General features: G+C 71.7%; 21 protein-coding genes and 1 pseudogene. 10 read left to right on the plus strand and 12 right to left on the minus strand.

The window, feature by feature from the left end:
• Positions 1-12: 12 nt before the first annotated feature.
• A complete protein-coding gene (locus ACSMXX_RS10875) occupies positions 13-546 on the minus strand; it encodes a hypothetical protein (RefSeq protein ID WP_473183838.1) in 534 nt (177 codons plus the stop codon).
• Between the two features lie 151 nt (positions 547-697).
• On the opposite strand from ACSMXX_RS10875, the gene ACSMXX_RS10880 reads away from it, so the two are divergent.
• The gene (locus ACSMXX_RS10880) at positions 698-1,021 is read left to right on the plus strand and encodes a hypothetical protein (protein WP_473184728.1); all 324 of its coding nucleotides are present in this window, start codon (positions 698-700) and stop codon (positions 1,019-1,021) included.
• 99 nt (positions 1,022-1,120) lie between these two features.
• On the opposite strand, the gene hutH is transcribed toward ACSMXX_RS10880, so the two are convergent.
• From hutH to ACSMXX_RS10905, 5 genes and pseudogenes are all read right to left on the minus strand, one after another.
• Positions 1,121-2,674, minus strand: a complete 1,554-nt coding sequence (gene hutH / locus ACSMXX_RS10885) for a histidine ammonia-lyase (protein WP_473183839.1) — start codon at positions 2,672-2,674, stop codon at positions 1,121-1,123.
• A 376-nt stretch (positions 2,675-3,050) separates the two neighbouring features.
• A pseudogene (locus ACSMXX_RS10890) lies at positions 3,051-4,295 on the minus strand (GGDEF domain-containing protein); the annotation flags it as partial.
• 237 nt (positions 4,296-4,532) lie between these two features.
• Complete coding sequence (locus ACSMXX_RS10895) at positions 4,533-5,357, minus strand: enoyl-CoA hydratase/isomerase family protein (protein WP_473183840.1); 825 nt, start codon at positions 5,355-5,357, stop codon at positions 4,533-4,535.
• 201 nt (positions 5,358-5,558) lie between these two features.
• Positions 5,559-6,773 (minus strand): adenylate/guanylate cyclase domain-containing protein, encoded by a 1,215-nt coding sequence (locus tag ACSMXX_RS10900; protein WP_473183841.1) that lies wholly within the window; start codon positions 6,771-6,773, stop codon positions 5,559-5,561.
• A 278-nt stretch (positions 6,774-7,051) separates the two neighbouring features.
• Positions 7,052-8,050: a biotin--[acetyl-CoA-carboxylase] ligase gene (locus ACSMXX_RS10905; protein ID WP_473183842.1), complete on the minus strand. Its 999-nt coding sequence runs from the start codon at positions 8,048-8,050 to the stop codon at positions 7,052-7,054.
• Positions 8,051-8,207: 157 nt separating this feature from the next.
• Here ACSMXX_RS10905 and ACSMXX_RS10910 point away from each other — a divergent pair, with 157 nt between their 5' ends.
• The 4 genes from ACSMXX_RS10910 to ACSMXX_RS10925 all read left to right on the plus strand — a co-directional run bounded on the left by ACSMXX_RS10910 (position 8,208) and on the right by ACSMXX_RS10925 (position 11,135).
• Positions 8,208-9,818 carry an acyl-CoA carboxylase subunit beta gene (locus tag ACSMXX_RS10910; RefSeq protein WP_473183843.1) on the plus strand — a complete coding sequence of 537 codons (1,611 nt, stop codon included), beginning with the start codon at positions 8,208-8,210 and terminating at the stop codon, positions 9,816-9,818.
• A 14-nt stretch (positions 9,819-9,832) separates the two neighbouring features.
• The gene (locus ACSMXX_RS10915) at positions 9,833-10,087 is read left to right on the plus strand and encodes an acyl-CoA carboxylase epsilon subunit (RefSeq protein ID WP_473183844.1); all 255 of its coding nucleotides are present in this window, start codon (positions 9,833-9,835) and stop codon (positions 10,085-10,087) included.
• A gap of 116 nt (positions 10,088-10,203) precedes the next feature.
• Positions 10,204-10,341 carry a morphogenic membrane protein MmpB gene (mmpB, locus tag ACSMXX_RS10920; RefSeq protein WP_473183845.1) on the plus strand — a complete coding sequence of 46 codons (138 nt, stop codon included), beginning with the start codon at positions 10,204-10,206 and terminating at the stop codon, positions 10,339-10,341.
• Between the two features lie 125 nt (positions 10,342-10,466).
• On the plus strand, positions 10,467-11,135 hold the full coding sequence (locus ACSMXX_RS10925; protein ID WP_473183846.1) for a Maf family protein: 669 nt from the start codon (positions 10,467-10,469) through the stop codon (positions 11,133-11,135).
• Positions 11,136-11,146: 11 nt separating this feature from the next.
• Here ACSMXX_RS10925 and ACSMXX_RS10930 read toward each other — a convergent pair whose 3' ends face one another.
• Entirely contained in the window at positions 11,147-11,626 is a 480-nt protein-coding gene (locus ACSMXX_RS10930) for a hypothetical protein (RefSeq protein WP_473183847.1), read from the minus strand.
• 433 nt (positions 11,627-12,059) lie between these two features.
• On the opposite strand from ACSMXX_RS10930, the gene ACSMXX_RS10935 reads away from it, so the two are divergent.
• Entirely contained in the window at positions 12,060-13,832 is a 1,773-nt protein-coding gene (locus tag ACSMXX_RS10935) for an acetyl/propionyl/methylcrotonyl-CoA carboxylase subunit alpha (protein ID WP_473183848.1), read from the plus strand.
• Positions 13,833-14,411: 579 nt separating this feature from the next.
• Here the strand turns inward: ACSMXX_RS10935 and ACSMXX_RS10940 are convergent.
• Both ACSMXX_RS10940 and ACSMXX_RS10945 read right to left on the minus strand, forming a co-directional pair.
• Complete coding sequence (locus ACSMXX_RS10940; protein ID WP_473184729.1) at positions 14,412-15,389, minus strand: DeoR/GlpR family DNA-binding transcription regulator; 978 nt, start codon at positions 15,387-15,389, stop codon at positions 14,412-14,414.
• A 157-nt stretch (positions 15,390-15,546) separates the two neighbouring features.
• Entirely contained in the window at positions 15,547-17,007 is a 1,461-nt protein-coding gene (locus tag ACSMXX_RS10945; RefSeq protein ID WP_473183849.1) for an NAD(P)H-quinone dehydrogenase, read from the minus strand.
• A 194-nt stretch (positions 17,008-17,201) separates the two neighbouring features.
• On the opposite strand from ACSMXX_RS10945, the gene ACSMXX_RS10950 reads away from it, so the two are divergent.
• The 3 genes from ACSMXX_RS10950 (at position 17,202) to ACSMXX_RS10960 (ending at position 20,340) form a co-directional block, all read left to right on the plus strand.
• A complete protein-coding gene (locus tag ACSMXX_RS10950; protein ID WP_473183850.1) occupies positions 17,202-17,639 on the plus strand; it encodes a gamma-glutamylcyclotransferase family protein in 438 nt (145 codons plus the stop codon).
• A gap of 117 nt (positions 17,640-17,756) precedes the next feature.
• Positions 17,757-18,575: a purine-nucleoside phosphorylase gene (locus ACSMXX_RS10955; protein WP_473183851.1), complete on the plus strand. Its 819-nt coding sequence runs from the start codon at positions 17,757-17,759 to the stop codon at positions 18,573-18,575.
• Positions 18,576-18,633: 58 nt separating this feature from the next.
• Positions 18,634-20,340: a phospho-sugar mutase gene (locus tag ACSMXX_RS10960; protein WP_473183852.1), complete on the plus strand. Its 1,707-nt coding sequence runs from the start codon at positions 18,634-18,636 to the stop codon at positions 20,338-20,340.
• A gap of 4 nt (positions 20,341-20,344) precedes the next feature.
• Here ACSMXX_RS10960 and ACSMXX_RS10965 read toward each other — a convergent pair whose 3' ends face one another.
• Positions 20,345-20,761: a DUF6157 family protein gene (locus ACSMXX_RS10965; protein ID WP_473183853.1), complete on the minus strand. Its 417-nt coding sequence runs from the start codon at positions 20,759-20,761 to the stop codon at positions 20,345-20,347.
• Complete coding sequence (locus ACSMXX_RS10970; protein ID WP_473183854.1) at positions 20,758-21,186, minus strand: DUF3224 domain-containing protein; 429 nt, start codon at positions 21,184-21,186, stop codon at positions 20,758-20,760. The genes ACSMXX_RS10965 and ACSMXX_RS10970 overlap by 4 nt, the downstream gene beginning before the upstream one ends.
• A gap of 102 nt (positions 21,187-21,288) precedes the next feature.
• On the opposite strand from ACSMXX_RS10970, the gene ACSMXX_RS10975 reads away from it, so the two are divergent.
• On the plus strand, positions 21,289-22,263 hold the full coding sequence (locus ACSMXX_RS10975) for a helix-turn-helix transcriptional regulator (protein ID WP_473183855.1): 975 nt from the start codon (positions 21,289-21,291) through the stop codon (positions 22,261-22,263).
• A gap of 168 nt (positions 22,264-22,431) precedes the next feature.
• Here ACSMXX_RS10975 and ACSMXX_RS10980 read toward each other — a convergent pair whose 3' ends face one another.
• On the minus strand, positions 22,432-22,839 hold the full coding sequence (locus ACSMXX_RS10980; RefSeq protein ID WP_473183856.1) for a hypothetical protein: 408 nt from the start codon (positions 22,837-22,839) through the stop codon (positions 22,432-22,434).
• Positions 22,840-22,967 lie beyond the last annotated feature (128 nt).

Raw genomic sequence — 22,967 nt, forward strand, 5'->3', positions numbered from 1 at the left:
CCGGGAGGGCGGTCAGGGACGGACGCCGTCCAGGCTGTGAAGGTCCTCATAGACGTCGCCGTGGAGGTCCTCGTGGGCCTCTCCCCGCACGTCTTCCCGCACTCCTTCGGCCAGGCGGTCCGGGCCTTCCCCGCGATCCCGGCGGCTGACCGATTCGTCCCGTTCATCCTGGTCGAAACGGTCGTCCTCGTCCCCGAAGCCGTCCGCGCCGTCGAGAAAGGAGAACGCGTCCAGGTCGTCCGCGTCCATCTCCTCGCTGCCCCAGCTGGCGTGGGCGAGTTCCACTCCCGGCAGTTCCCGGACGAGGTCGAAGGGGTCGACGAGACACGCGAGGGCCTCACCCGCGTCGCCGCCGATGATCTCCTCGGCGTGCGCACGCTCCTCGTCCGGCATCAGCTCGTCGCGGGCGACGTGGTCGAGAGCGGACCTGGTCAGGGCCGCCGCGTCGGCGATCTCGACGACGAGGTCGACGCGGAGCCGGATGTGCGGCGAGGGCTGAGCGGAGGTGTCGGACGGTTCGGAACGCGGTGTCTCGTCAGCAGCCATGCCCGGAGCGTAGGACGGAACGGAGGCGCGGCTTCCGTACGACCCGCGGCTGTCTATAACATCGGCCGTCGTGCCGCCAGTTCATGGTGCGCCCGGCGCACCACAGCACTTGGAAGGGGCTTCCTCCGTGCCCGCAGCCGGACGATCAAGCATCTCCGCTCACCGCCGGTCACTGATGACGGCCACCGCGGCCGGGACGGTGCTTTGCGCTCTCTGGTTCGTTCCCTCCGCGAAGGCCACCCCGGAGGCGCCGGGCCCGGGCGCCGGCACACACCATGCGGCGACGTCGCCCTCGGATTCCGCGGCGTCCCCGTCGTCGGCGCCGGCCCGTTCCAACGCGCAGGCGGGCGCCGCGGAGCTCCGCGAGGACGGCCTCACCACGCCCTTCGTGCTGAGCGCGCTCGGCCTCGCGGGGACGGGCGGCGCCCTGATCGTCCGCGCCCGCCGCCGCGCGTCCGCGGCATCCGAAGCCTGAGCTCCCAAGCCCGGAGATCCCAGGCCGGGATCCCAGGCCTGAGAGCTCGGAGCGGGAGACGCGCGCGCCTGGGCTGCGCCGGCGGGTTCTCGGGGCCTCTCAGGTGAGTTCGCCCGTCACCGACTGAGCCGCACGGACGAGCTCTCCCGTACGTACGAACCGCTCGGCCACCGCCAGGTCCGGCGAGAGGAAGCGGTCGGGACCGGGCCCGTCCACTCCGGCACCGCGCAGCGCGTCCACGATCGCGCGTGACGCCGCGCCGGGGGTCAGCCTGGCTCCGTCGGCGCGCAGCTCGACGGCGCGCGCCGCGGCGTACAGCTCGACGGCGACGACCCTGGTGAGGGCGTCGACGGCGCCGCGCAGCTTGCGCGCCGCGGACCAGCCCATCGAGACGTGGTCCTCCTGCATCGCCGAGGAGGGGATCGAGTCGACGGAGGACGGGACCGCCAGGCGCTTCATCTCACTGACGAGAGCGGCCTGCGTGTACTGAGCGATCATCAGCCCGGAGTCGACGCCTGGATCGTGCGCGAGGAACGGCGGCAGGCCGTGCGAGCGGTTCTTGTCGAGCAGGCGGTCGGTCCGGCGTTCCGCGATCGAGGCCAGGTCGGCGGCGGCCACAGCGAGGAAGTCGAGCACGTACGCGACGGGCGCACCGTGGAAGTTGCCGTTGGACTCGACGCGGCCGTCCGGCAGCACGACCGGGTTGTCGACGGCGGAGGCCAGCTCGCGCTCCGCGACCGTACGGGCGTGCGCGAGCGTGTCGCGGCCTGCTCCGGCGACCTGCGGGGCGCAGCGCACCGAATAGGCGTCCTGGACGCGCGGCGCGTCGTCCTGGTGGTGACCGGTGAGCCCCGAACCGGCAAGCACCTTCAGCATGTTGGCGGCCGAGGCCGCCTGGCCGGGGTGCGGGCGGATGGCGTGCAGTTCGGGCGCGAGGACCTTGTCGGTGCCGAGCAGCGCCTCCAGCGTGAGCGCGGCGGTGATGTCGGCCGAGGTGAAGAGGCGGGCGAGGTCGGCGCATGCCAGCAGGAGCATGCCGAGCATGCCGTCCGTGCCGTTGAGGAGCGCGAGGCCCTCCTTCTCGCGCAGTTCGACGGGGGTGATGCCGTGTGCGGCGAGGAGTTCCGCCGCGGGTGCCACGGTCCCGTCGGGGCCTTCCGCCTCGCCCTCGCCCATGAGGGTCAGGGCGCAGTGGGAGAGCGGGGCGAGGTCGCCGGAGCAGCCGAGGGAGCCGTACTCGTGCACGACGGGGACGATCCCGGCGTTGAGCAGCGCCGCGATGGACTGCGCCACCTCGGCACGTACGCCCGTGCGACCGGAGGCGAGAGTCTTCAGACGCAGGAACATCAGCGCGCGCACGACCTCGCGTTCCACGCGGGGGCCCATGCCGGCGGCGTGCGAGCGCACGATGTTGCGCTGCAGCTGCGCGCGCAGCCCCGGACTGATGTGGCGTACGGCGAGGGCGCCGAAACCGGTCGACACTCCGTACACGGGCTCCGGCTTGGCGGCCAGCTCCTCGATGTGACGCCGGGAGGCTTCGAGGGCCGCCAGCGCCTGTGCCGACAGCTTCACGCGGGCGCCGTCCCGGGCGACGGCGATGACGTCATCGGGGCTCGTGCCGGAGTCGCCCAGCACCACGGTGTGCATACTCATATTCAGGCACCCTAAAGAGTGAATCGATTCCTGTCACGGCCGGGGTCCGGGTCCGGGTCCGGGCCCGGGCCCGTACGAGGGTGACGCGTGAAGGGTGCGGGACGGTACGCGGGGCGCGGGCCGGCGAGGTACGGGCAACCGCTCACGCCTCGGGGCTGCGGACGCGCGGGCCTGGCCGGTCCGGCGGAGCCGCACGGGCCGCGCAATCAGGAGGGTTCGACTGCCCCGCGAGGTCCGGAGGGTCCGCCGGGTCCGGCGGTTCGGGCCGTTCGAGCGACCGCCCCGGCCGTGCATGGCCGGGCGGTTCCGGCTGCCGCCCCGGCCAGGCGCGCACCTCCGGATCCGGAGTCTCCGCTTCGTCCGGCTTCCCGGTGTGGCCGCGGAAGTGACGCCGGTCGCCCGCAGGCGGCGACGGCGCGGCCTCCTCCGCCTCGGAGGCGTCCGCGAGGCGCACGACGGGATCCTCCGTACCGCCGTCGCGCCCGGCGACCACCGGCCCCAGCGCCCGCGCCGCCTTCGCCCGGTACTGCGCGGCGTCCGCCAGCCTGAAGAGACGGGCGGCCGACCGCACCGTCCCTATCCGGTCGCCCGTGGAGGCCACGCCGCACGAGACGCCGTCCCCGCCCCGCAGCCCGAGAGCCTTGCGGCAGACCTCCTCGGCGGCCCGTACGACCTGGTCCGCCGGAGGTCCCACCGTCAGCAGGCAGAACTCGTCGCCACCCAGGCGGGCCGCCAGCGCGCCCGGCAGCTTCGCGCCCGACAGCGACAGCACCATCCCGAACCGCTCCAGCAGCCGGTCCCCGGCGGCATGACCGAACTCGTCGTTGACGCGTTTGAGGCCGTTGACGTCGCAGACCACGAGGCTCACGACGGTGCCGTCCTCGCGGTGGCGGCCCAGCCCGTCGTCCAGCTTGCCCTCGATGGCCCGCCTGTTGGCGAGGCCGGTCAACTGGTCGGTGAAGGCGAGCCGGCGGACCTCCTCCAGCTGCTCGTTCTGCGCGATGCCCGCGGCGATGACCTCGGCCAGTATCGTCGCGAAGTGCGCGTCGGAGCGGTCGAACACCGGCGCCCCGGGACCGCGGGCCACATACAGCTCGCCCCACGCGCGCCCGCGCAGCACGATCGGAGCGACGACGCAGCAGCCGCGGCCACGCCGGCGCAGAGCGGCCACGCGGGCGTGCCGGTCAGCGCCCTCGGCGGAGAGACCGGGGACGCCGGCTCCCCCGGAACGCCCGGGGGACACGGACCCCGCGGCGCCCCGGCCGTCCGCGGTTTCGATCCACGCCAGCGGCTCGTCCTCGCCGTCCGCCGCCCACCGCTCGGGCAGCGGCTCGGTGATCTCCGGGAAGTCGTGCACCGGGTAGGACTCCTGCTCGGGGAACTCGCTCTCGCCCGGGGCGAGTTCGCCGACGTTGACCAGTACGTCCAGGCGGCCGCGTGCGCGGTCCCAGGCGGAGAGGGCTGCGAACGTGCCGTCCATGGCGGAGCATGCCCGCACGGCCGCGGCGTGCGCGACCTCGCGGTGCGTGGAGTGGCGGGGGTGCGCCTCGCAGAAGCGCTGCGCACCCGCCATGGCCTGCGCCAGTTCGGCGACAGCTCGCAGGCGTATGTCCTCTCCCATGAGAGCCAGGCTAGGACCAGTACGGACAATCTTCTCGAGTCCACCGGGGCCCCTGGGCCACCCGGAACCCCGGCCCGGCCGCGCGGCTGCGGTGGAACGGGCCGCCGCGAGACGCCGCGGGCGGACCCTGCCGTACGGGTTAACCGACGCCCGGAGACGCGCGACGGGCGGCATCCCGGGGAGGGAGCCGTCCCGCCCCGCGTCGCGGCAGCCGGCAGCCCGGGCAACCGTCCGCCGTCAGCCGTCAGCGCCCCACTCGCCCGGCCACTGCGGCTTCCGCTTCTCGTTGAACGCGGCCACGCCCTCGGTCCGGTCGTCGGAGAAGGCGACGGTGCGCCAGGCCGCGTCCTCGATCTCCAGCCCGGCCCACAGGTCCATGCCCCAGCCCGTACGCAGCGCACGCTTGGCGGCCCGCAGGCCCACCGGCGAGTTCCCGGCGATGCGGGCGGCAAGGGCGAAGGCCTCGGCACGGTCCTGTCCGGCCTCCACCAAGTGGTCCACGAGGCCGAGTTCGCGTGCCTCGGCGGCCTCGACCCGTCGCGCGGAGAAGATCAGCTCGGCGGCGCGGGCCGCGCCCACCCTGCGGGGCAGCAGCTGCGTACCGCCGCCGCCCGGGATGACGCCGACGGAGACCTCGGGCAGCCCGACGACGGCGGTGGGGTCGGCCACGATCAGGTCGCAGGAGAGGGCGAGCTCGAAGCCGCCGCCGAGCGCGAAGCCGTGCACCGCGGCGATCGTCGGCATCGGCAGGTCCAGCACACCGGTGTAGGCGGCGCGGGCCGTGGGCCGGTGACGGCCGAGTTCCGCGTCGCTGAGGGAGTTGCGCTCCTTGAGGTCGGCGCCCACGCAGAACGCCCGGTCGTTGCTGGAGGTGAGCACCGTGACGCGTACGTCCCGGTCCGCGGCGAGATCGGTGCAGGCCTCGGCGAGGCGGGCCGCGACCTCGGAGGAGACGGCGTTCATGGCCTTCGGCCGGTCCAGTACGAGCTCCGCGATGTAGGTCCCGGCTTCCTTGCGGACCGCGATCCACTCGCCGTAACGCTCTTCGCTCACCGTGCTCATGACCCCTCCGACTGACGCTCGCTCACCAGTTCCCGGGCAACTGTACGGTCACCCCGCGGGCGCCGGGACGGCTTGCCGTGATCCCGGACAGACACCGGACCCGGCACCGGACCCGGGAACGGACCCGGGAACGGACCCGGGCCCGCGAGCCGTACGGAAACGGACCGGCGACCGCGAGCCGCGCTCCGTGCTCCCCCGGGCTCAGCGGCGGTTCAGCATCCAGGGCTCGACGACGCCTAGGCCACGCACCGGACGCTGGTACAGCGGCTGAAGCGCGTAGCGGTAGTCCGAGAGGTCCTCGGTCTCCTTCTCCGACTCCGGTGCGTCGCCCGAGGCGACCAGCTCCGCACGGCAGTCGCCGTCCACGAGCACCCTGTCCTTGGGCGCTATCGACGTCAGCCTGCTCGCGAGATTGACCGTGTTGCCGAAGACGTCGCCCATCCGCGTCGTCATCGTGCCGAAGGCGATGCCGACGCGGAGCTCGGGCATGGTCGGATCGTTCGTCATGGTCTCGATCAGCCGCAGCCCGATCTCGGCGGCCGTGCCGGCGTCCTCGGCGACGTAGAGGATCTCGTCGCCGAGCGCCTTGATCAGACGGCCGCCGTTCGCGGCGACCAGATCGGCGGCCGTCGTCTCGAACGCCTCGACCAGCTCGCCCAGTTCGTCGTCCTCCAGACGGCGCGTCAGCCGCGTGAAGCCGACGAGGTCGGCGAAGGCGATGGCCTGCCGCCTGGCCACGGTGTCCTCGTCGTCCAGCGCCTGTACGACCCGGCCGGTGGCCGCGGCGAGCTGCCGCCGCCACACGTACACCAGGAACTCCTCCAGCTCGGGCAGGAGCAGCTGCACTAGCGGGTAGGTGACTTCGTTCCGTGTCATGCCGGGCTCGGGCGGCTCGGTGAGCCCCATCAGGAAGGAGTCGATCTGCCAGTCGGCCAGCCTCGACGTGGTCTGCCCGGTCGAGCGCGCGACCTGCACCGCCGTCGCCTCGCTGAGCAGCCCCGCCTCGACCAGGCCGGCGAGGCGCCGCAGCGCCAGTACGTCCGCCTCGGTGAGCGCCTTGGCCTGTCCCACGTCGGCGAAGCCCATCGCCCGCCAGAAGCGGGAGGCCAGTTCCATGGAGACGCCTGCCGCCCGGGCCGCCTGGAAGGGGGTGTACTGCCGCTTCGAGCCGAGGATCAGCTGCTCGATGCGGAGCGCGCTCGGGTCGTCCTCGTCGTCTTCGAAGATGCCCTGGGGGTCCGTACCGTCCGGGCTGCCGGGGACCGCCGGTGACGGTGCCGGGGGTGGCTCGTGTGGCCCTGAGCCCGCCCCGTCGGCTTCGGCGGGCGGCGCCGACGGGCCCTGCTCGCGCTCCGGCTCCGGCGCGGACTGCGACCCGGACGTACGCGCGGGAATGTCCGGTTCATCGTCGGCCACTGTCCGCCCCTTGCCCGGTCCGGTCGTCCCTGCGCACTGCCCTTCCGTTCTCTTCTGAGATCTTCCGGGGATCACCGGGACGCCTCACATCCGTGTCCCCTCCGCCGCGTGCCAACAATACGGCAGCAGCGCGCTGAACAGGCCCCTCTGCGAACGGACCATCAGAAGCGGACCACCGGCTGGGGGCACCTCCCAGGCCGGAGGCTCTGGGGGAGGAACACGTACGGTGCGCGCGACCGCCGCCCGCGCCGGTGCACGTTCGGTGCGGGGCGCCCGGGTCACGCCTCCGTGCCGCCGCGCCCTCCGTGCCCCCCGTCGCCGCGCAGATGCACGATGTCGCCCGCGGAGACCGGACGTTGCACCCCGGCCTCCGTGGCGATGACGAGCCGTCCGTCGCTGTCGACGGCCACCGCCTCCCCGACGAGCTCCTCGCCGCCGGGCAGCTCGGCCCGTACATGGCGGCCGAGGGTCGCGCACCCGGCGGCGTAGGCCTCCAGCACCCCGCTGACGAGCGGGTCGCCGTCGGCGGCGGTCCAGCGCCCGTACCAGTCCTCGAAAGCACGCAGCACCGCGCGCAGCAGCGGATCGCGGTCGGCCGCCCGTGCGCCCGCGAGCACGAGCGAGCCCGCTGCCGGCACGGGCAGCTCCGACTCGCGCAGCGAGACGTTGAGCCCGATGCCGAGGACGATCCCCGCGGCGGCTTCCCCGCTCTCGCCCTGTCCGGCGGCCACGTCCGTACGTTCCGCGAGGATGCCGCCGGTCTTGCGTTCCTCTCCCCCGACGTCGACCAGGACGTCGTTGGGCCACTTCAGCTTCGTGTCGAGGCCTGCCGTACGGGCCAGTGCGCTCGCCGTCGCCACCCCCGCGATGAGCGGCACCCATCCCCAGCGCTCCTGCGGCACCGGCGGCACCACCAGCACGGAGACGAAGACACCGGAGCGGGCCGGTGCGCTCCAGCCCCGCTCCAGCCTTCCCCGGCCGGCGGTCTGCTCCTCGGCGACGAGCACCGCGCCCTCGCGCGCGCTGCCCTCGCGCGCCCGCTGTGCGAGGTCGGTGTTGGTCGAGCCGGTGCGCTCGACCACGTCCAGCGACGTCCACAAGCTGTCCTGCCCGGTCAGCGCACGGCGCAGCGAGGCGGGGTTCAGCGGGGGCCGGCTGAGGTCGGACCAGCGGCTGTCCGGATCGCCGGCCCGGTGAGACGGTTCGGACGGCTCGGAGGGACCGGACGGCTCGGAGGGACCGGACGGGTCGGACGGGTCGGACGGGTTCGGCGTCATGGCGCCAGCGTAGGCGCGCGGCACCGGGCGCCGCCTGCGCGGCGGGTGACTCGCGGCCACCGGTGCGAGTGTGGCCAACGCCGCACCGACGAACGGCTTCTTCGCGGATAGCCTACGAACCGGTAGCCGCACGCTCACAAGCAGGAGCCGCACGCAGATGTCCGAGCAGCAGAGCAGCCCAGCCCTCGAAAATCAGCAGCGTCACACCACCGCCGGCAAGATCGCGGACTTCGAACGCCGCGCCGCGGAGGCGACGCACGCGGGCTCGCAGCGGGCGGTGGAGAAGCAGCACGCGAAGGGCAAGCTGACCGCCCGCGAGAGGGTCGATCTGCTGCTGGACGAGGGCAGTTTCACGGAGCTGGACGAGTTCGCCCGGCACCGCTCCACCAACTTCGGCCTGGAGAAGAACCGTCCGTACGGCGACGGCGTCGTCACCGGATACGGCACGGTCGACGGCCGCCCCGTCTGCGTCTATTCGCAGGACTTCACGATCTTCGGCGGATCACTCGGCGAGGTCTACGGCGAGAAGATCGTCAAGGTCATGGACTTCGCGCTGAAGAACGGCTGCCCGGTCATCGGGATCAACGACGGCGGCGGCGCGCGCATCCAGGAAGGCGTCGTGGCGCTCGGCCTGTTCGCGGAGATCTTCCGCCGGAACGTGCACGCCTCCGGCGTCGTGCCGCAGATCAGTCTCATCGTCGGTCCGTGTGCCGGCGGTGCGGTGTACTCGCCCGCGATCACCGACTTCACGGTGATGGTGGACCAGACCTCGCACATGTTCATCACCGGGCCCGACGTCATCAAGACCGTGACGGGCGAGGACGTCGGCTTCGAGGAACTGGGCGGAGCCCGCACCCACAACACGACGTCCGGCGTCGCGCACCACATGTCCGGGGACGAGAAGGACGCCGTCGAGTACGTCAAGGCGCTGCTGTCCTACCTGCCGTCCAACAACCTCTCCGAGCCGCCGGTCTTCCCCGAGGAGGCGGACCTGGAGACCTCGGACGAGGACCGCGAGCTGGACGCGCTCATCCCCGACTCCGCGAACCAGCCGTACGACATGCACTCGGCGATCGAGCACGTGCTGGACGACGGTGAATTCCTTGAGACGCAGGCACTGTTCGCGCCGAACATCATCACCGGATTCGGGCGGATCGAGGGCCAGTCGGTGGGTGTCGTGGCCAACCAGCCGCTGCAGTTCGCCGGTTGCCTCAACATCGACGCCAGCGAGAAGGCCGCGCGCTTCGTGCGCACCTGCGACGCGTACAACGTGCCGGTCATCACCTTCGTCGACGTGCCGGGCTTCCTGCCGGGCACGGACCAGGAGTACGACGGCATCATCCGGCGCGGCGCCAAGCTGATCTACGCCTACGCGGAGGCGACGGTGCCGCTGATCACCGTCATCACGCGGAAGGCCTTCGGCGGCGCGTACGACGTCATGGGCTCCAAGCACCTGGGCGCCGACCTCAACTTCGCCTGGCCCACCGCGCAGATCGCCGTGATGGGTGCGCAGGGCGCGGTCAACATCCTCCACCGCAAGCGTCTCGCCGGGGTCGAGGGGGACGACGAACGCGAGGAGCTGCGTGCGGAGTTGACGCAGGAGTACGAGGACGCGCTGCTGAATCCGTATGCCGCGGCCGAACGCGGGTATGTGGACGCTGTGATCATGCCGTCCGAGACCCGCCGCCACATCACGCGCGGGCTGCGCACGCTCCGCTCCAAGCGCGAGCAGCTGCCCCCGAAGAAGCACGGCAACATCCCGCTGTGAGGAGGCCGTCCGCCATGCTCGATCCGACGACGACAGAGGAGCGGGGGGAGCGCCCGCCGTTCCCGCCGATCAAGGTGGTCCGGGGCAATCCGACTCCCGAGGAGCTGGCCGCCGCGCTCGCGGTGGTCCGGGCCCGGGCGGCCGCGGTGGCGGCGGAGGCACCGGCTTCCCGCACCGCCCAGGAGTGGTCGGATCCGGCCCGTACGGTCCCGCGGCGCGTGCCTCACCCTGGCCCGAAGGCGTGGCGCACGACGTACTGGCCGGGCTGAGGGGCGGTCCAGGTCCAGGTCGCGTCGCGCGGGGGGAGCGCGCGGGAACGAGCCCGCGCGGGAATGAGTACGGGTACTCAGGCGCGCTCCGTACGTGCGCACGCAGCATGGGAAACATGCTGTGGTCCGACCCCCGTGACGAGCCTCCGACGGAGATGCGCGCGACTCTGGCGATGCTGCGGCGCCTGTGCTGGCTGCTGCCCGTCGTCGTGATCGCCTCCGTCGTGCTGGCCAACGTCCGGCCGGACGCGTAAGGCCCTCACCGGGAAACCTCACGCAGGCGGCACCACCCGGGACTCGGGGCCCAGGGGACAACCGCGTTCCGCCGATCCACCGGGTACGGACGGGCTCGGTGCTGCCCGGTCCTACGATTGCCTCCATGGCCTCCCCGACATCGCAGCAGCAGCCGCCACAGCCTCAGCCCCGACCGGACGCGCCCGTGCGCCGGCTCGTACTCGCCTCCGCCTCCCCCGCACGTCTGGGACTGCTGCGGCAGGCCGGCTTCGCACCGGAGGTGATCGTCAGCGGCGTGGACGAGGACGCCCTGTCCGCACCGGCTCCGGGTGAACTCGCGCGCGTACTCGCGGAGGCCAAGGCCCAGGCCGTCGCGGCGCTCCCGCAGGCCGCGGACGCGCTCGTCGTCGGCTGCGACTCCGTGCTCGAACTGGACGGAGAGCCGCTCGGCAAGCCCGCCGACGGCGAAGAGGCCACGGCCCGCTGGAAGGCGATGCGCGGACGCTCCGGCGTGCTTCAGACGGGGCACTGCGTCCTCGACACCCGTGACGGCGCGGGCACTTCGGCCACGGCCGCCACCACCGTGCACTTCGGCGAGCCCAGCGACGAGGAGATCGCCGCCTACGTCGCCACAGGCGAACCCGTCCACGTCGCGGGCGCGTTCACGCTCGACGGCCGCTCGGCGCCGTTCATCAGGGGCATCGAGGGCGACCACGGAACGGTGATCGGGCTGTCGCTGCCGCTGCTGCGCGAACTCCTCGCCCGGCTGGACGTCCGCATCACCGACCTCTGGACCCCGGCCTCTCCGGCCTGAGCCGGACACCCCTAAGTCGCCGAGGGCTCCGCCTGCGAACCGCCCGACGGCGGCGGGGCGTCCGTACCCGTCTGCGAAGTCCCCTCCGCGGAAGGCTCTTCGGGGCTGTAGGACAGCAGCGACCAGACGATCAGCCCCAGCACCAGCATCATGAACAGGAACGCGACCCAGCCGACCAGCCCGACCGACCCGGCGCCCAGCATCCCGTGCACGACGGCGGCGCTGATGAGGACGATGCGCAGCAGGCCCGTGGGCGCCTTGTCGCGGACGGCCGTACGCGCCAACACCAGTGCGCACAGCAGCAGATAGGCACCGAAGAGCCCGCCCGCGACCACGGCGGAGAGGGACATCGACTGGGGTTCGAGACCTGCCATGGACATCTGCTGCTCGTCCACGACCATGCCTAGAAAGATGTTCAGCAGAACGATGCCGACCGCCTCGACCACCAGTATCAGCGCCGCAGCCGCGGCGACCGATCGTCGGAGTCCCACCTCGCCCACCCTCTTCCACTTTTCACCGGGCCACGGCCGATGCCGTTCGTTGACTTGAGCAGGCCGCGTTACCTGGAGTACGCCACCATGGCAACGTGAACGCTACTTACGGGTATCACAGCGGGCAAGAGGCCTGTCGTGAAGCAAAGTTTCGCCTCGCGATTCATAGGAACCCCACAAAGACCGGTCCGCCCGTCACCGCTTGCCGCGCGGAGACGTTGACCACATCCGAAGATCCCCGGGCCTCGCCGGAAACCCGGCGTACCTTGGGATGACGGGAAACACGGAGGGCTGTGACTGCCGCACGTCACAGTCCGTGTGGGAAAGCTCACGCCTGTGGGCGGCTCGGCCAGTGGTGTCGCCAGTACCTAAACTCACGACACACTCACCACATCAAATGCTGTTGCGGCGCAGCGCCAAGTAGGGAGTCATCGTGCGCAAGGTGCTCATCGCCAACCGCGGCGAAATCGCTGTTCGCGTCGCCCGTGCCTGCCGGGATGCGGGGATCGCGAGCGTCGCCGTCTATGCCGAGCCGGACCGGGACGCGTTGCACGTCCGGGTCGCCGACGAGGCATTCGCACTCGGCGGTGACACACCGGCTGCCAGCTACCTGGACATGGGCAAGGTGCTGAAGGCCGCGGCCGATTCGGGCGCCGACGCCGTCCACCCGGGCTACGGATTCCTCTCCGAGAACGCGGACTTCGCACAGGCCGTGATGGACGCCGGCCTGACCTGGATCGGCCCTCCGCCGGACGCGATCAGCGCTCTGGGCGACAAGGTCTCGGCGCGGCACATCGCGGAGCGCGCGGGTGCGCCGCTCGTCGCCGGCACGAAGGACCCGGTCTCGGGTGCGGCGGAGGTCGTGGCCTTCGCCGAGGAGAACGGGCTGCCCATCGCCATCAAGGCGGCCTTCGGCGGAGGCGGCCGCGGCCTGAAGGTCGCGCGGTCGCTGGACGAGGTCGAGGAGCTGTACGAGTCGGCGGTGCGCGAGGCGGTGGCCGCATTCGGGCGCGGCGAGTGCTTCGTCGAGCGCTACCTGGACCGTCCCCGGCACGTGGAGACGCAGTGCCTGGCCGACAAGCACGGCAACGTCGTGGTGGTCTCCACGCGTGACTGCTCGCTGCAGCGGCGCCACCAGAAGCTCGTGGAGGAGGCGCCCGCGCCCTTCCTGACCGACGAGCAGAACGCGGAGCTGTACCGCGCGTCGAAGGCCATCCTCAAGGAGGCCGGCTACAGCGGCGCCGGCACCTGCGAGTTCCTCGTCGGCCAGGACGGCACGATCTCCTTCCTGGAGGTCAACACCCGTCTGCAGGTGGAACATCCGGTGACGGAGGAGATCACGGGCATCGACCTCGTACGGGAGATGTTCCGCATCGCCGACGGCGAGACGCTCGACTACCACGACCCTCAACTGCGCGGTCACTCCTTCGAGTTCCGTATCAACGGCGAGGACCCCGGCCGCAACTTCCTTCCCGCGCCCGGCACGGTGACGGCCTTCGCCGCGCCCGGCGGCCCCGGTGTGCGGCTCGACGCGGGCGTGGAGTCCGGCAGTGTCATCGGCCCGGCGTGGGACTCGCTCCTGGCTAAGCTGATCGTCACCGGCGCCACCCGGCAGCAGGCCCTGCAGCGGGCGGCGCGGGCGCTGGAGGAGTTCACCGTCGAGGGCATGGCCACCGCCCTCCCCTTCCACCGCGTGGTCGTACGCGACCCGGCCTTCGCGCCCGAGGTCAACGGCCGTCCCGACGCGCCCTTCGACGTCCACACCCGGTGGATCGAGACGGAGTTCGTCAACGACATCAAGCCCTTCGCCGCTCCGGGCACGGACGCCGAGGAGGACGAGGGCGCCCGCGAGACCGTCGTCGTCGAGGTGGGCGGCAAGCGGCTGGAGGTCTCCCTGCCCTCGTCGCTGGGCGCCACGGCCGCACCCGCGGCAGGCGGCAGCAAGAAGCCCAAGCGCAAGGCGGCCAAGAAGGCGGGCGGCGCGGCCTCCGGCGACGCCCTCGCCTCCCCCATGCAGGGCACCATCGTGAAGGTGGCCGTGGAGGAGGGCCAGCACGTCGAGGAGGGCGAACTCGTCGTCGTACTCGAGGCGATGAAGATGGAGCAGCCGCTCAACGCCCACCGCTCCGGCACCGTCAAGGACCTCCACGCCGAGATCGGCGGCTCGCTCTCGGCGGGCACCGTCATCTGCGAGATCAAGGACTGATCGGCAGCCGGGTGCCGTGCCCGGCGGTTTGCCAGTAGACGTGGTCCCTCCGCCAGTGCTCCGGCCTGGGGGGAGGGGACCACGTCTACTGCCGCAATGGCCGAACCCGTCCCTGGCGAGGGTCCATGCCAGGAAGGTGTCGCCAAGAGGCGCCACCAGGATCCGCGGAAGCCCCGGAGTGCCCCAGCGGGACCTGCCACCGGGCGGCCGCAGGCCGGGGGAAGCTCGCGTCCGGTGCCGGCTTGCCCGGCAGGGCCTAGGGGGTGTCCGGCGGATCTTCGTGGGTCAGCGAGCTGGGGGCACCTCCCGGCGAAGCCAGGGGGAGTCCGGTGCATGGGGCCTCCCCGGGCCGCAGGCCCAGGGGACGCACGCAAGGCGGAGGGTCGTTCTCATACTGGGGTCCCCCATGCCGGAGGGCTGGGGTTCCCCATGGCGAAGCCCAGGGGCGGGAGTATTCGGACGAGCCCGACAACGCTGGGGGCACTCCCCCTCGCTCCGCTGGGGGGACCCCCACCCGCGAAGCGGGGGAGAGGTGCGGTGCCGGGCATCGCAAGCCCGCGAGGATCCGCCGGAGGCCCCCTAGCGGCGCCTGGGAGCCAGATCCGCCACGCGCCCCCCGGCGGGCGGCTGTTCGGGCAGCGCGGGCGCGCTGCGCAGCTGCGGCGCATGTGAACCGCCGCCGCCCGGCGGCAGGTTGCGCCGCTGGCCGGGCATCGGAACGTCCCGGCGCCCCGGCCCGCCCTTCTCGCCGCCGCTGCCGCGTCCGCCGCCACCCTGCACCGGAGCCGGGGCCTCGGCGGCGCCCGCCGGAGTCATTCCGGCCACGGTGATCTGCACGCCCTGGTCGGCCAGAGCCTGCAACTCCGTGCCCGCGCGGTCCTCATGAGCCGGCGGCTTGTCCGTCACCAGGCGCGTCATGACGTCCGTGGGCACCGTCTGGAACATGGTGTCCGTGCCGAGCTTCGTGTGGTCGGCAAGGACGACGACCTCCGCCGCGGCCTGCACCAGCGCGCGGTCGACGCTCGCCGAGAGCATGTTGGACGTGGAGAGCCCGCGCTCCGCGGTCAGCCCGCTGCCCGAGAGGAAGGCCCGGGAGACACGCAGCCCTTGCAGGGACTGCTCGGCGCCGCTGCCGACCAGCGCGTAGTTCGAGCCGCGCAGCGTACCGCCCGTCATCACCACCTCGACGCGGTTGGCATGCGCCAACGCCTGTGCGACGAGAAGGGAGTTGGTCACCACCGTCAGGCCAGGCACGCGGGCCAGTCTGCGGGCCAGCTCCTGCGTCGTCGTCCCCGCACCGACGACGATGGCCTCGCCCTCCTCGACGAGACCCGCGGCGAGATCGGCGATGGCCGTCTTCTCGGCAGTCGCCATATGGGACTTCTGCGGGAAGCCCGTCTCACGGGTGAAACCCCCCGGCAGGACGGCACCGCCGTGCCGGCGGTCGAGCAGCCCTTCTGCCTCCAGAGCCCGTACGTCACGGCGCACGGTCACTTCGGAGGTCTGGACGACGCGGGCGAGCTCACGGAGCGACACGGCACCGTTGGCTCGCACCATTTCCAGGATCAATTGGCGACGTTCTGCAGCGAACACGAAACTGACAGTAACCCCAACGACCGTCTGCTTTCAGCAGTTTTCGTCGATTTTTGGAAGTTGTCCATAGCTGCATCAGCCACGTGATATAGAGACAAACAGGCAGAACCGGCCAGTCGGTTCAGCTTTCCTCGGCCGTCTTGCGCGTGTGCAACTGCCGGGCGACCTCGCCGATCGAGCCGGTCAGCGACGGGTACACCGTGAAGGTGTTCGCGATCTGCCCCACCGTCAGGTTGTTGTCGACCGCCACCGACAGCGGATGGATCAGCTCACTCGCGCGCGGAGCGACGACCACGCCGCCCACCACGATCCCCGTGCCGGGACGGCAGAACACCTTCACGAAGCCGTCCCTGATGCCCTGCATCTTCGCGCGCGGGTTCCGCAGCAGCGGCAGCTTCACGCACCAGGCGTCCATCCGGCCGCTGTCCACGTCGGCCTGGCTGTAACCGACCGTGGCGATCTCGGGGTCGGTGAAGACGTTCGCCGAGACCGCCTTCAGGTTCAGCGGCGTGACCGTCTCGCCGAGGAAGTGGTACATCGCGATCCGGCCCTGCATCGCGGCGACCGACGCGAGTGCGAAGACCCCGGTGCAGTCACCGGCCGCGTAGACACCGGGCGCGGACGTACGGGAGACCTTGTCGGTCCAGATGTGGCCCGAGTCCCTCAGCCGGACCCCGGCCTCCTCCAGGCCCATGTCAGCCGTGTTCGGGACGGCGCCGACGGCGACGAGGCAGTGGCTTCCCGTGATCGTACGGCCGTCCTGCAGCTCCACCTCGACCTTGTCGCCCACGCGCCTCGCGGAGGCGGCGCGCGAACGCGCCATCACGTTCATGCCGCGGCGCCTGAAGACGTCCTCCAGCACCGCCGCCGCGTCCGGGTCCTCACCGGGAAGCACCCGGTCCCGCGACGAGACGAGTGTGACGTTCGAGCCCAACGCCCGGTAGGCGCCCGCGAATTCGGCGCCCGTGACACCGGAACCGACCACGATCAGCTCTTCGGGCAGCTCCTCCAGGTCGTACAGCTGCTTCCAGTTGAGGATCCGCTCCCCGTCCGGCTGCGCGTCCGGGATCTCGCGCGGATGACCGCCCGTCGCGACCAGCACGGCGTCGGCGGCCAGCACCTCGTCGGGCCCGCCCGCCGCGTCCCCGGTCGGCGTGACGACGATCTGCCGCGAACCGTCCGGCGCCTGCGACGGCTCCAGCCGGCCCCGGCCGCGCATCACCCGTACTCCCGCACGCGTCACCGAGGCGACGATGTCGTGCGACTGCGCGAGCGCGAGCCGCTTCACCCTGCGGTTGACCTTGCCGAGGTCGACGCCGACGACGCGGGCGGGGTCGTCCGGGTCGTGGGTGCTGTCCTCGACACGGATGCCGAGCTCCTCGTACGAGGAGTCGAAGTTCGTCATGACCTCGGCCGTGGCGATGAGGGTCTTGGAGGGCACGCAGTCGGTGAGCACCGACGCGCCTCCCAGGCCGTCACAGTCCACAACGGTCACTTCGGCGCCGAGCTGCGCCGCCACGAGGGCGGCCTCGTAGCCGCCGGGTCCGCCACCAATGATCACGATCCGAGTCACATGCTCCATTGTCCCGCACATACTTCCGGGCACATGCCGGGGGCGGCCGGCGCCGGGGACGACTGATCCCGGGCCCCGCTGCGGCATGCGCCGGGGGCCCGGATCGCGCCCCCGACCCGGCGTGACGCCCACGGCCGGTGCGCCCTCACGCCACCCCCTTCGCCACCACCGCCCCGGCGATGGACTCCCGTACCCTCATCGTCATGTCCCTCTACGCCGCTTACGCCGCGAACCTCGACGCGCGGCTTATGTCGCGCCGGGCCCCGCACTCCCCGCTGCGCGGCACCGGATGGGTCACGGACTGGCGCCTGACATTCGGCGGCGAGCAGATGGGCTGGGAGGGCGCGCTCGCGACGGTCGTCGAGTCGCCCGTGTCGCAGATCTTCGTGGCGCTGTACGACATCGCGCCCATGGACGAGGAGTCCATGGACCGCTGGGAGGGCGTCGGCATGGGCATCTACCGGCGCACCAAGCTCCGCGTCCACACGCTCGACGGCGAGACGACGGCCTGGTGCTACGTCCTCAACGGCTACGAGGGCGGCCTCCCCTCGGCCCGCTACCTCGGCGACATCGCGGACGCGGCGGAGTCGGCGGGGGCACCGCACGACTACGTGATGGAGATCCGCAAGCGGCCTTGTTAGGCGGGCTTGTTTGCACCTTCGGTGCGTGGCCACACCCACCCCCGGGCGACCTCACACGCACGCCCTGGAAATGGACACCCTCTACGCGCGTAGGCTCTGAGCCGCTACGCTCAACGCGTGAACGAATCAGTCTCGAACACCGCCGACGATCCGTATCGTTCCGCCGATTCCGCAGCCACCCGGCTGCGGGAGCTGACCGGTACGGACAGCCACGACGTCGTCCTCGTGATGGGCTCCGGCTGGGTGCCCGCCGCGGACGCGCTCGGGGTCCCAGAGTCCGAGTTCCCGGTGACGGAGCTGCCGGGCTTCCCCCCACCGTCCGCGGAGGGCCACTCGGGCACCGTGCGCTCGCATGAGCTGGGCGGAAAGCGGGTGCTCGTCTTCCTCGGCCGAACCCACTTCTACGAGGGCCGCGGTGTCGCCGCCGTCACCCACGGCGTCCGTACGGCGGTCGCCGCCGGCTGCAAGACCGTCGTACTGACGAACGGCTGCGGCGGCCTGCGCGGCGACATGGTGACTGGCCAGCCCGTACTGATCAAGGACCACATCAACCTCACGGCCACCTCCCCCATCGTCGGCGCCAACTTCGTCGACCTGACCGACCTGTACTCCCCCCGCCTGCGCGCACTCTGCCAGGAGGTCGAGCCGTCACTCGAAGAGGGCGTCTACGTGCAGTTCCCCGGCCCGCACTACGAGACCCCCGCCGAGATCGGCATGGTCCGCGCGATCGGCGGGGACCTTGTCGGCATGTCGACCGTGCTGGAGGCCATCGCGGCGCGCGAGGCGGGCGCCGAGGTGCTCGGCATCTCCCTGGTGACCAACCTCGCGGCCGGCATGACGGGTGAACCCCTCAACCACGAGGAAGTGCTGCAGGCGGGCCGTGAGTCGGCCGCCCGCATGGGTTCGCTGCTGGCGCAGGTGCTGAGCCGGATGTGAGCTCCCGGCCCGCCGGTCGCCGGCGCGCACCGGAGACGCTGAGGAGAGAGGCAGAGCTGTGCAGGACGATGTGACGGATCTGGTCGCCCGTGCCCGGGCATGGCAGGCCGAGGACCCCGACCCGGAGACCCGCGAGGAACTGGCGAAGCTCATCGACGTCGAGGACGAGGCGGAGCTGGCGTCCCGCTTCTGCGGCACCCTCCAGTTCGGTACTGCCGGACTGCGCGGCGAGCTCGGCGCCGGGCCCATGCGGATGAACCGTTCCGTCGTGATCCGTGCCGCGGCGGGCCTCGCCGCGTACCTGCGCGAGCAGCAGCCGGCGGCGGACGGGCAGGAGACCCCGGGCCTCGTCGTCATCGGCTACGACGCCCGCCACAAGAGCTACGACTTCGCCTGCGAGACAGCGTCCGTCATGGCCGGCGCCGGCCTGGCTGCCGCCCTGCTGCCACGGCCGCTGCCCACGCCTGTGCTCGCCTTCGCGATCCGGCGGCTGGGCGCCGTCGCGGGTGTGATGGTCACCGCCAGCCACAACCCGCCCCGCGACAACGGCTACAAGGTCTATCTGGGCGGGGGCTCCCAGATCGTCCCGCCCTCCGACGGCGCGATCGCCGCGAGGATCGAGGCGGTCGGACCGCTCGCGGACGTGCCCCGCCCGGAGTCGGGCTGGAAGGTGCTCGGCGAGGAGACCGTCGACAGCTATCTGGCCCGTACGGGCGCCGTACTGACGGAAGGCATGCCCCGGGACCTGCGCGTCGTGCACACCGCGCTGCACGGCGTCGGCTCGGACACGCTGCTGGCCGCGTTCCGCCGGGCGGGCTTCCCCGAGCCGGTCCCGGTGCCCCAGCAGGCCGGTCCCGACCCCGACTTTCCGACCGTCTCCTTCCCCAATCCGGAGGAGCCGGGCGCGATGGATCTCGCCTTCGCGACGGCACGCGGGACCGCGGCGGCATCCGGCCCCGTCGACCTCGTCATCGCCAACGATCCGGACGCCGACCGCTGCGCCGTCGCCGTGCCCGACCCCGCCGCCGAGGACGGCTGGCGCATGCTGCGGGGCGACGACGTGGGCGCGCTGCTCGCCACGCATCTCGTGCACAAGCGGGCGCGCGGCACGTTCGCCACGACGATCGTGTCCTCCTCGCTCGTCTCGCGGATCGCGCACGCCGCCGACCTGCCGTACGAGGAGACACTGACCGGCTTCAAATGGCTCGCCCGCGTGGACGGTCTGCGCTACGCCTTCGAGGAGGCGCTGGGCTACTGCGTCGACCCCGAGGGCGTACGCGACAAGGACGGCATCACGGCCGCGCTCCTGGTGGCCGAACTCGCCGCCGAACTGAAGCAGGCGGACCGCTCGCTGACGGATCTGCTGGACGATCTGGCCGTCGAGCACGGACTGCACGCGACCGACCAGCTGTCCGTACGCGTCGACGACCTGTCGCGCATCGCGTCGGCGATGGAGCAGCTTCGGGCCGCTCCTCCGGCGTCACTCGCGGGCCTGGCCGTCGTCTCCGCCGAGGATCTGAGCGAGGGCTCCGACCGGCTTCCGCCCACGGACGGGCTCCGCTACCAGCTCGCCGGCGACCCGGAGGCCGGGGTGGAGAAGGCGCGCGTGGTGGTGCGTCCCAGCGGTACGGAGCCGAAGCTCAAGTGCTATCTGGAGGTCGTCGTCCCGGTACGCGACCAGGCGGCGCTGGCGGCCGCCCGTACCGGCGCGGCGACGGTGCTGGCGGCGCTCAAGGCGGATCTGGCGGCCGCGGCGGGCGTCTGAGGCGTCAACGGCGCGCCGAGCGCAGTGCCTTGAGGACGGTGACCCCTTCGGCGCCCGCCACCAGATGCCCGTACTCACCGGACTCCACGGGACACAGCGTGACCAGCCCGTCGCCGTCGAAGAGCAGCCCGAAGCCGTACTTCTTCGGCAGCGGGGACGCCCGCAGGCACGCCTGCCCCTTCGAGAAGAACTCCTCCCGCAGAGCGGCGGCTTCCGGCCCGGCGAGCTCGCCGGCTACGGGCTGACGCAGGAACCACGACTCGAACAGCACGTCTTCCTGCGTCATCCGGCCGGGCCGCTCGGTGAGCATCTCGTACTGCAGAACGGCGACTGTCTTCTTCCCCCCGCGGGCCGCGGGGACGGTGCTGCGGGTGACAGGGCAGTCGTCCGCGACCGCGATCAGTGTTCCGAAGTAGTTCACGGGAGCTGTCCCAGGTCGTATTCGAATCCGTACGGCACGGACTGCTCACCGGGCCTTGTGGTGAAGCCGCCGGTTCCGCTCAGCCCTGTCAGGTCTCCGGTACCGGATCCGGCCACGACCTCGAAGGCGCAGCGCAGGGTGCCGTCGGCCTCGAACGAGCCGTGCTCGGCGACCGCGAAGGTGCCCTTGCGCCCGCCGACGGTGCCCGACAGCACCTGCATGCCGGTGAATGTGCCGGTCGTCTCCGTCACGTAGACGATCGAGTACTCGCAGGCCGTTCCGGCGGCCTCGATGCCCCCGGAGAAGGAGTTGACGACGGAGGCATGGGCGAGCCGGGGGCCTCCCCCACTCGAAGTGACCTGTCTTTCCTCCCAGTTGGAGAAGGTGAAGTGGCCGGTGGCGGTCCTCGCGGACACAGCGCTCATGAATTCCCCTTCGCAGGTTCCGGTGCGCCTTCCGGCGCGGCATGAGAGCAGGTTAAGAGCCGTACCTGACACCTTCTGTCAGGTACGGCTCATACTTGCCCCATGCGCGCTGACCGGCTGCTCTCCCTGCTTCTGCTGCTCCAGAACCGCGGACGGATGACCGCCCCCGAACTCGCCGCCGAGCTGGAGGTCTCCGTACGCACCGTCTACCGGGACGTCGAGGCGCTCAGCGCATCGGGCGTTCCGGTCAGCGCGGAGCGCGGGCCCGAGGGCGGCTACCACCTTCTGGAGGGCTACCGGACTCGCCTGACCGGGCTCACCGACGACGAGGCCGGCGCGCTGTTCCTCGTCGGAACGCCCGGCGCGGCACAGGAGCTCGGGCTCGGCTCGGTGCTGGCCACCGCACAGTTGAAGCTCCAGGCCGCTCTGCCCGCCGGACTCGCAGCAAGGACCCGTCGCATACAGGACCGGTTCCATCTGGACGCACCGGCGTGGTTCCGGGACGCCGACCCGGTCCCGTACCTTGCGGCCGTCGCACGGGCGGTGTGGGAGCAGCAGAGACTGCACGTCCACTACCGCGGCTGGCACGGTGAAGTGAGCCGCGAGCTGCGTCCGTTGGGCATCGTGCTCAAGGCCGGCATCTGGTACTTGGTGGCCCTGGCGGACGAAGAGGCGGCGCGCACGTACCGGATATCGCGCATTCTCGAACTGAACGCCGCGAGCGATTCCTTCGAGCGCCCGGCCGGATTCGATCTCGCCGCCCACTGGCAGGAATCGACCCGACGCCTCGAAGCGGCGCTGCACAAGGCGACAGCACGTCTACGCATCTCGCCCCGCGCACGGAAACTGCTGCCCATGCAGTTCGGTGCGGCCGGCACCGACGCGGTCGAGAGGGCCGGGCCGCCGGACCGCGAGGGCTGGACAGAGGTGGAACTGCCCGTCGAGACGGAGTCCGTGGCCGTCGGAGACCTGCTCCGGCTGGGCGACGAGGCGGAGGTGCTCGGCCCGCCCGAGCTGCGCCAGGCCGTCGCCGGGACCGTGACGGCACTCGCCACCCGCTACGGAAGCTCGCCCTGATCTCCGTACCCGGGACGGTTCAGCACTTCTGGCGCCCCCTGGGCGTACTTCAGGAACGGTGTGCGGGGCCGGAATTCAGGAACTGCGCCAGGGACGGCGAAGGCCCGCTGAGGGCTTCATGCGAAGTCCTCAGCGGGCCGTTCTGCCGGTCCTGCCCTGCGTTCCGGCTCAGCGGCCGAACGCACCGCCGCGCAGCGCACGGGTGCCGGCCGGGCAATGGACGGCCACACGCTTCGTGCCGTACTGCGGCGGCGTGACGTAGCTGTTGCTGTCCGTGCAGTCGGCGTACAGGCGCCAGTGCGTACCCGAGCACGAGGCGGTGTAGGTCCGCCACGAGGTGCGGGTGTTCCAGCAGCGCGGGGACGCGGTGGAGTACGACGGAGCAACGGTGTCGCCGCCCGTCCACCCGTACGCGGTCCCTCTGTGCACGACACCGTTCCGCAGGTCGGACTGCGTGTAGCTGGCGTCGCCCCAGGCCGGGGTGTGTGCTTGGGCAGAAGGTGCCATCACTCCGCCGAACCCGAGTGCCAGCGTGGCGCTCGCCCCCAGCACTGCCAGAGATCTCTTGATCTTCACTTCTGTCTCTCGCTTTCTCTTGCTCGGCCGGCTTGGCCGAATGCCCGGTGAAGGGCTGCGCTCAGATTCCCCACCGAATGGCAACGAAACAAGAGAACTCGATTCGGCTGAAGATATGCATTTGCGGT

The sequence above is a fragment of the Streptomyces sp. DSM 116795 genome, assembly GCF_055792905.1.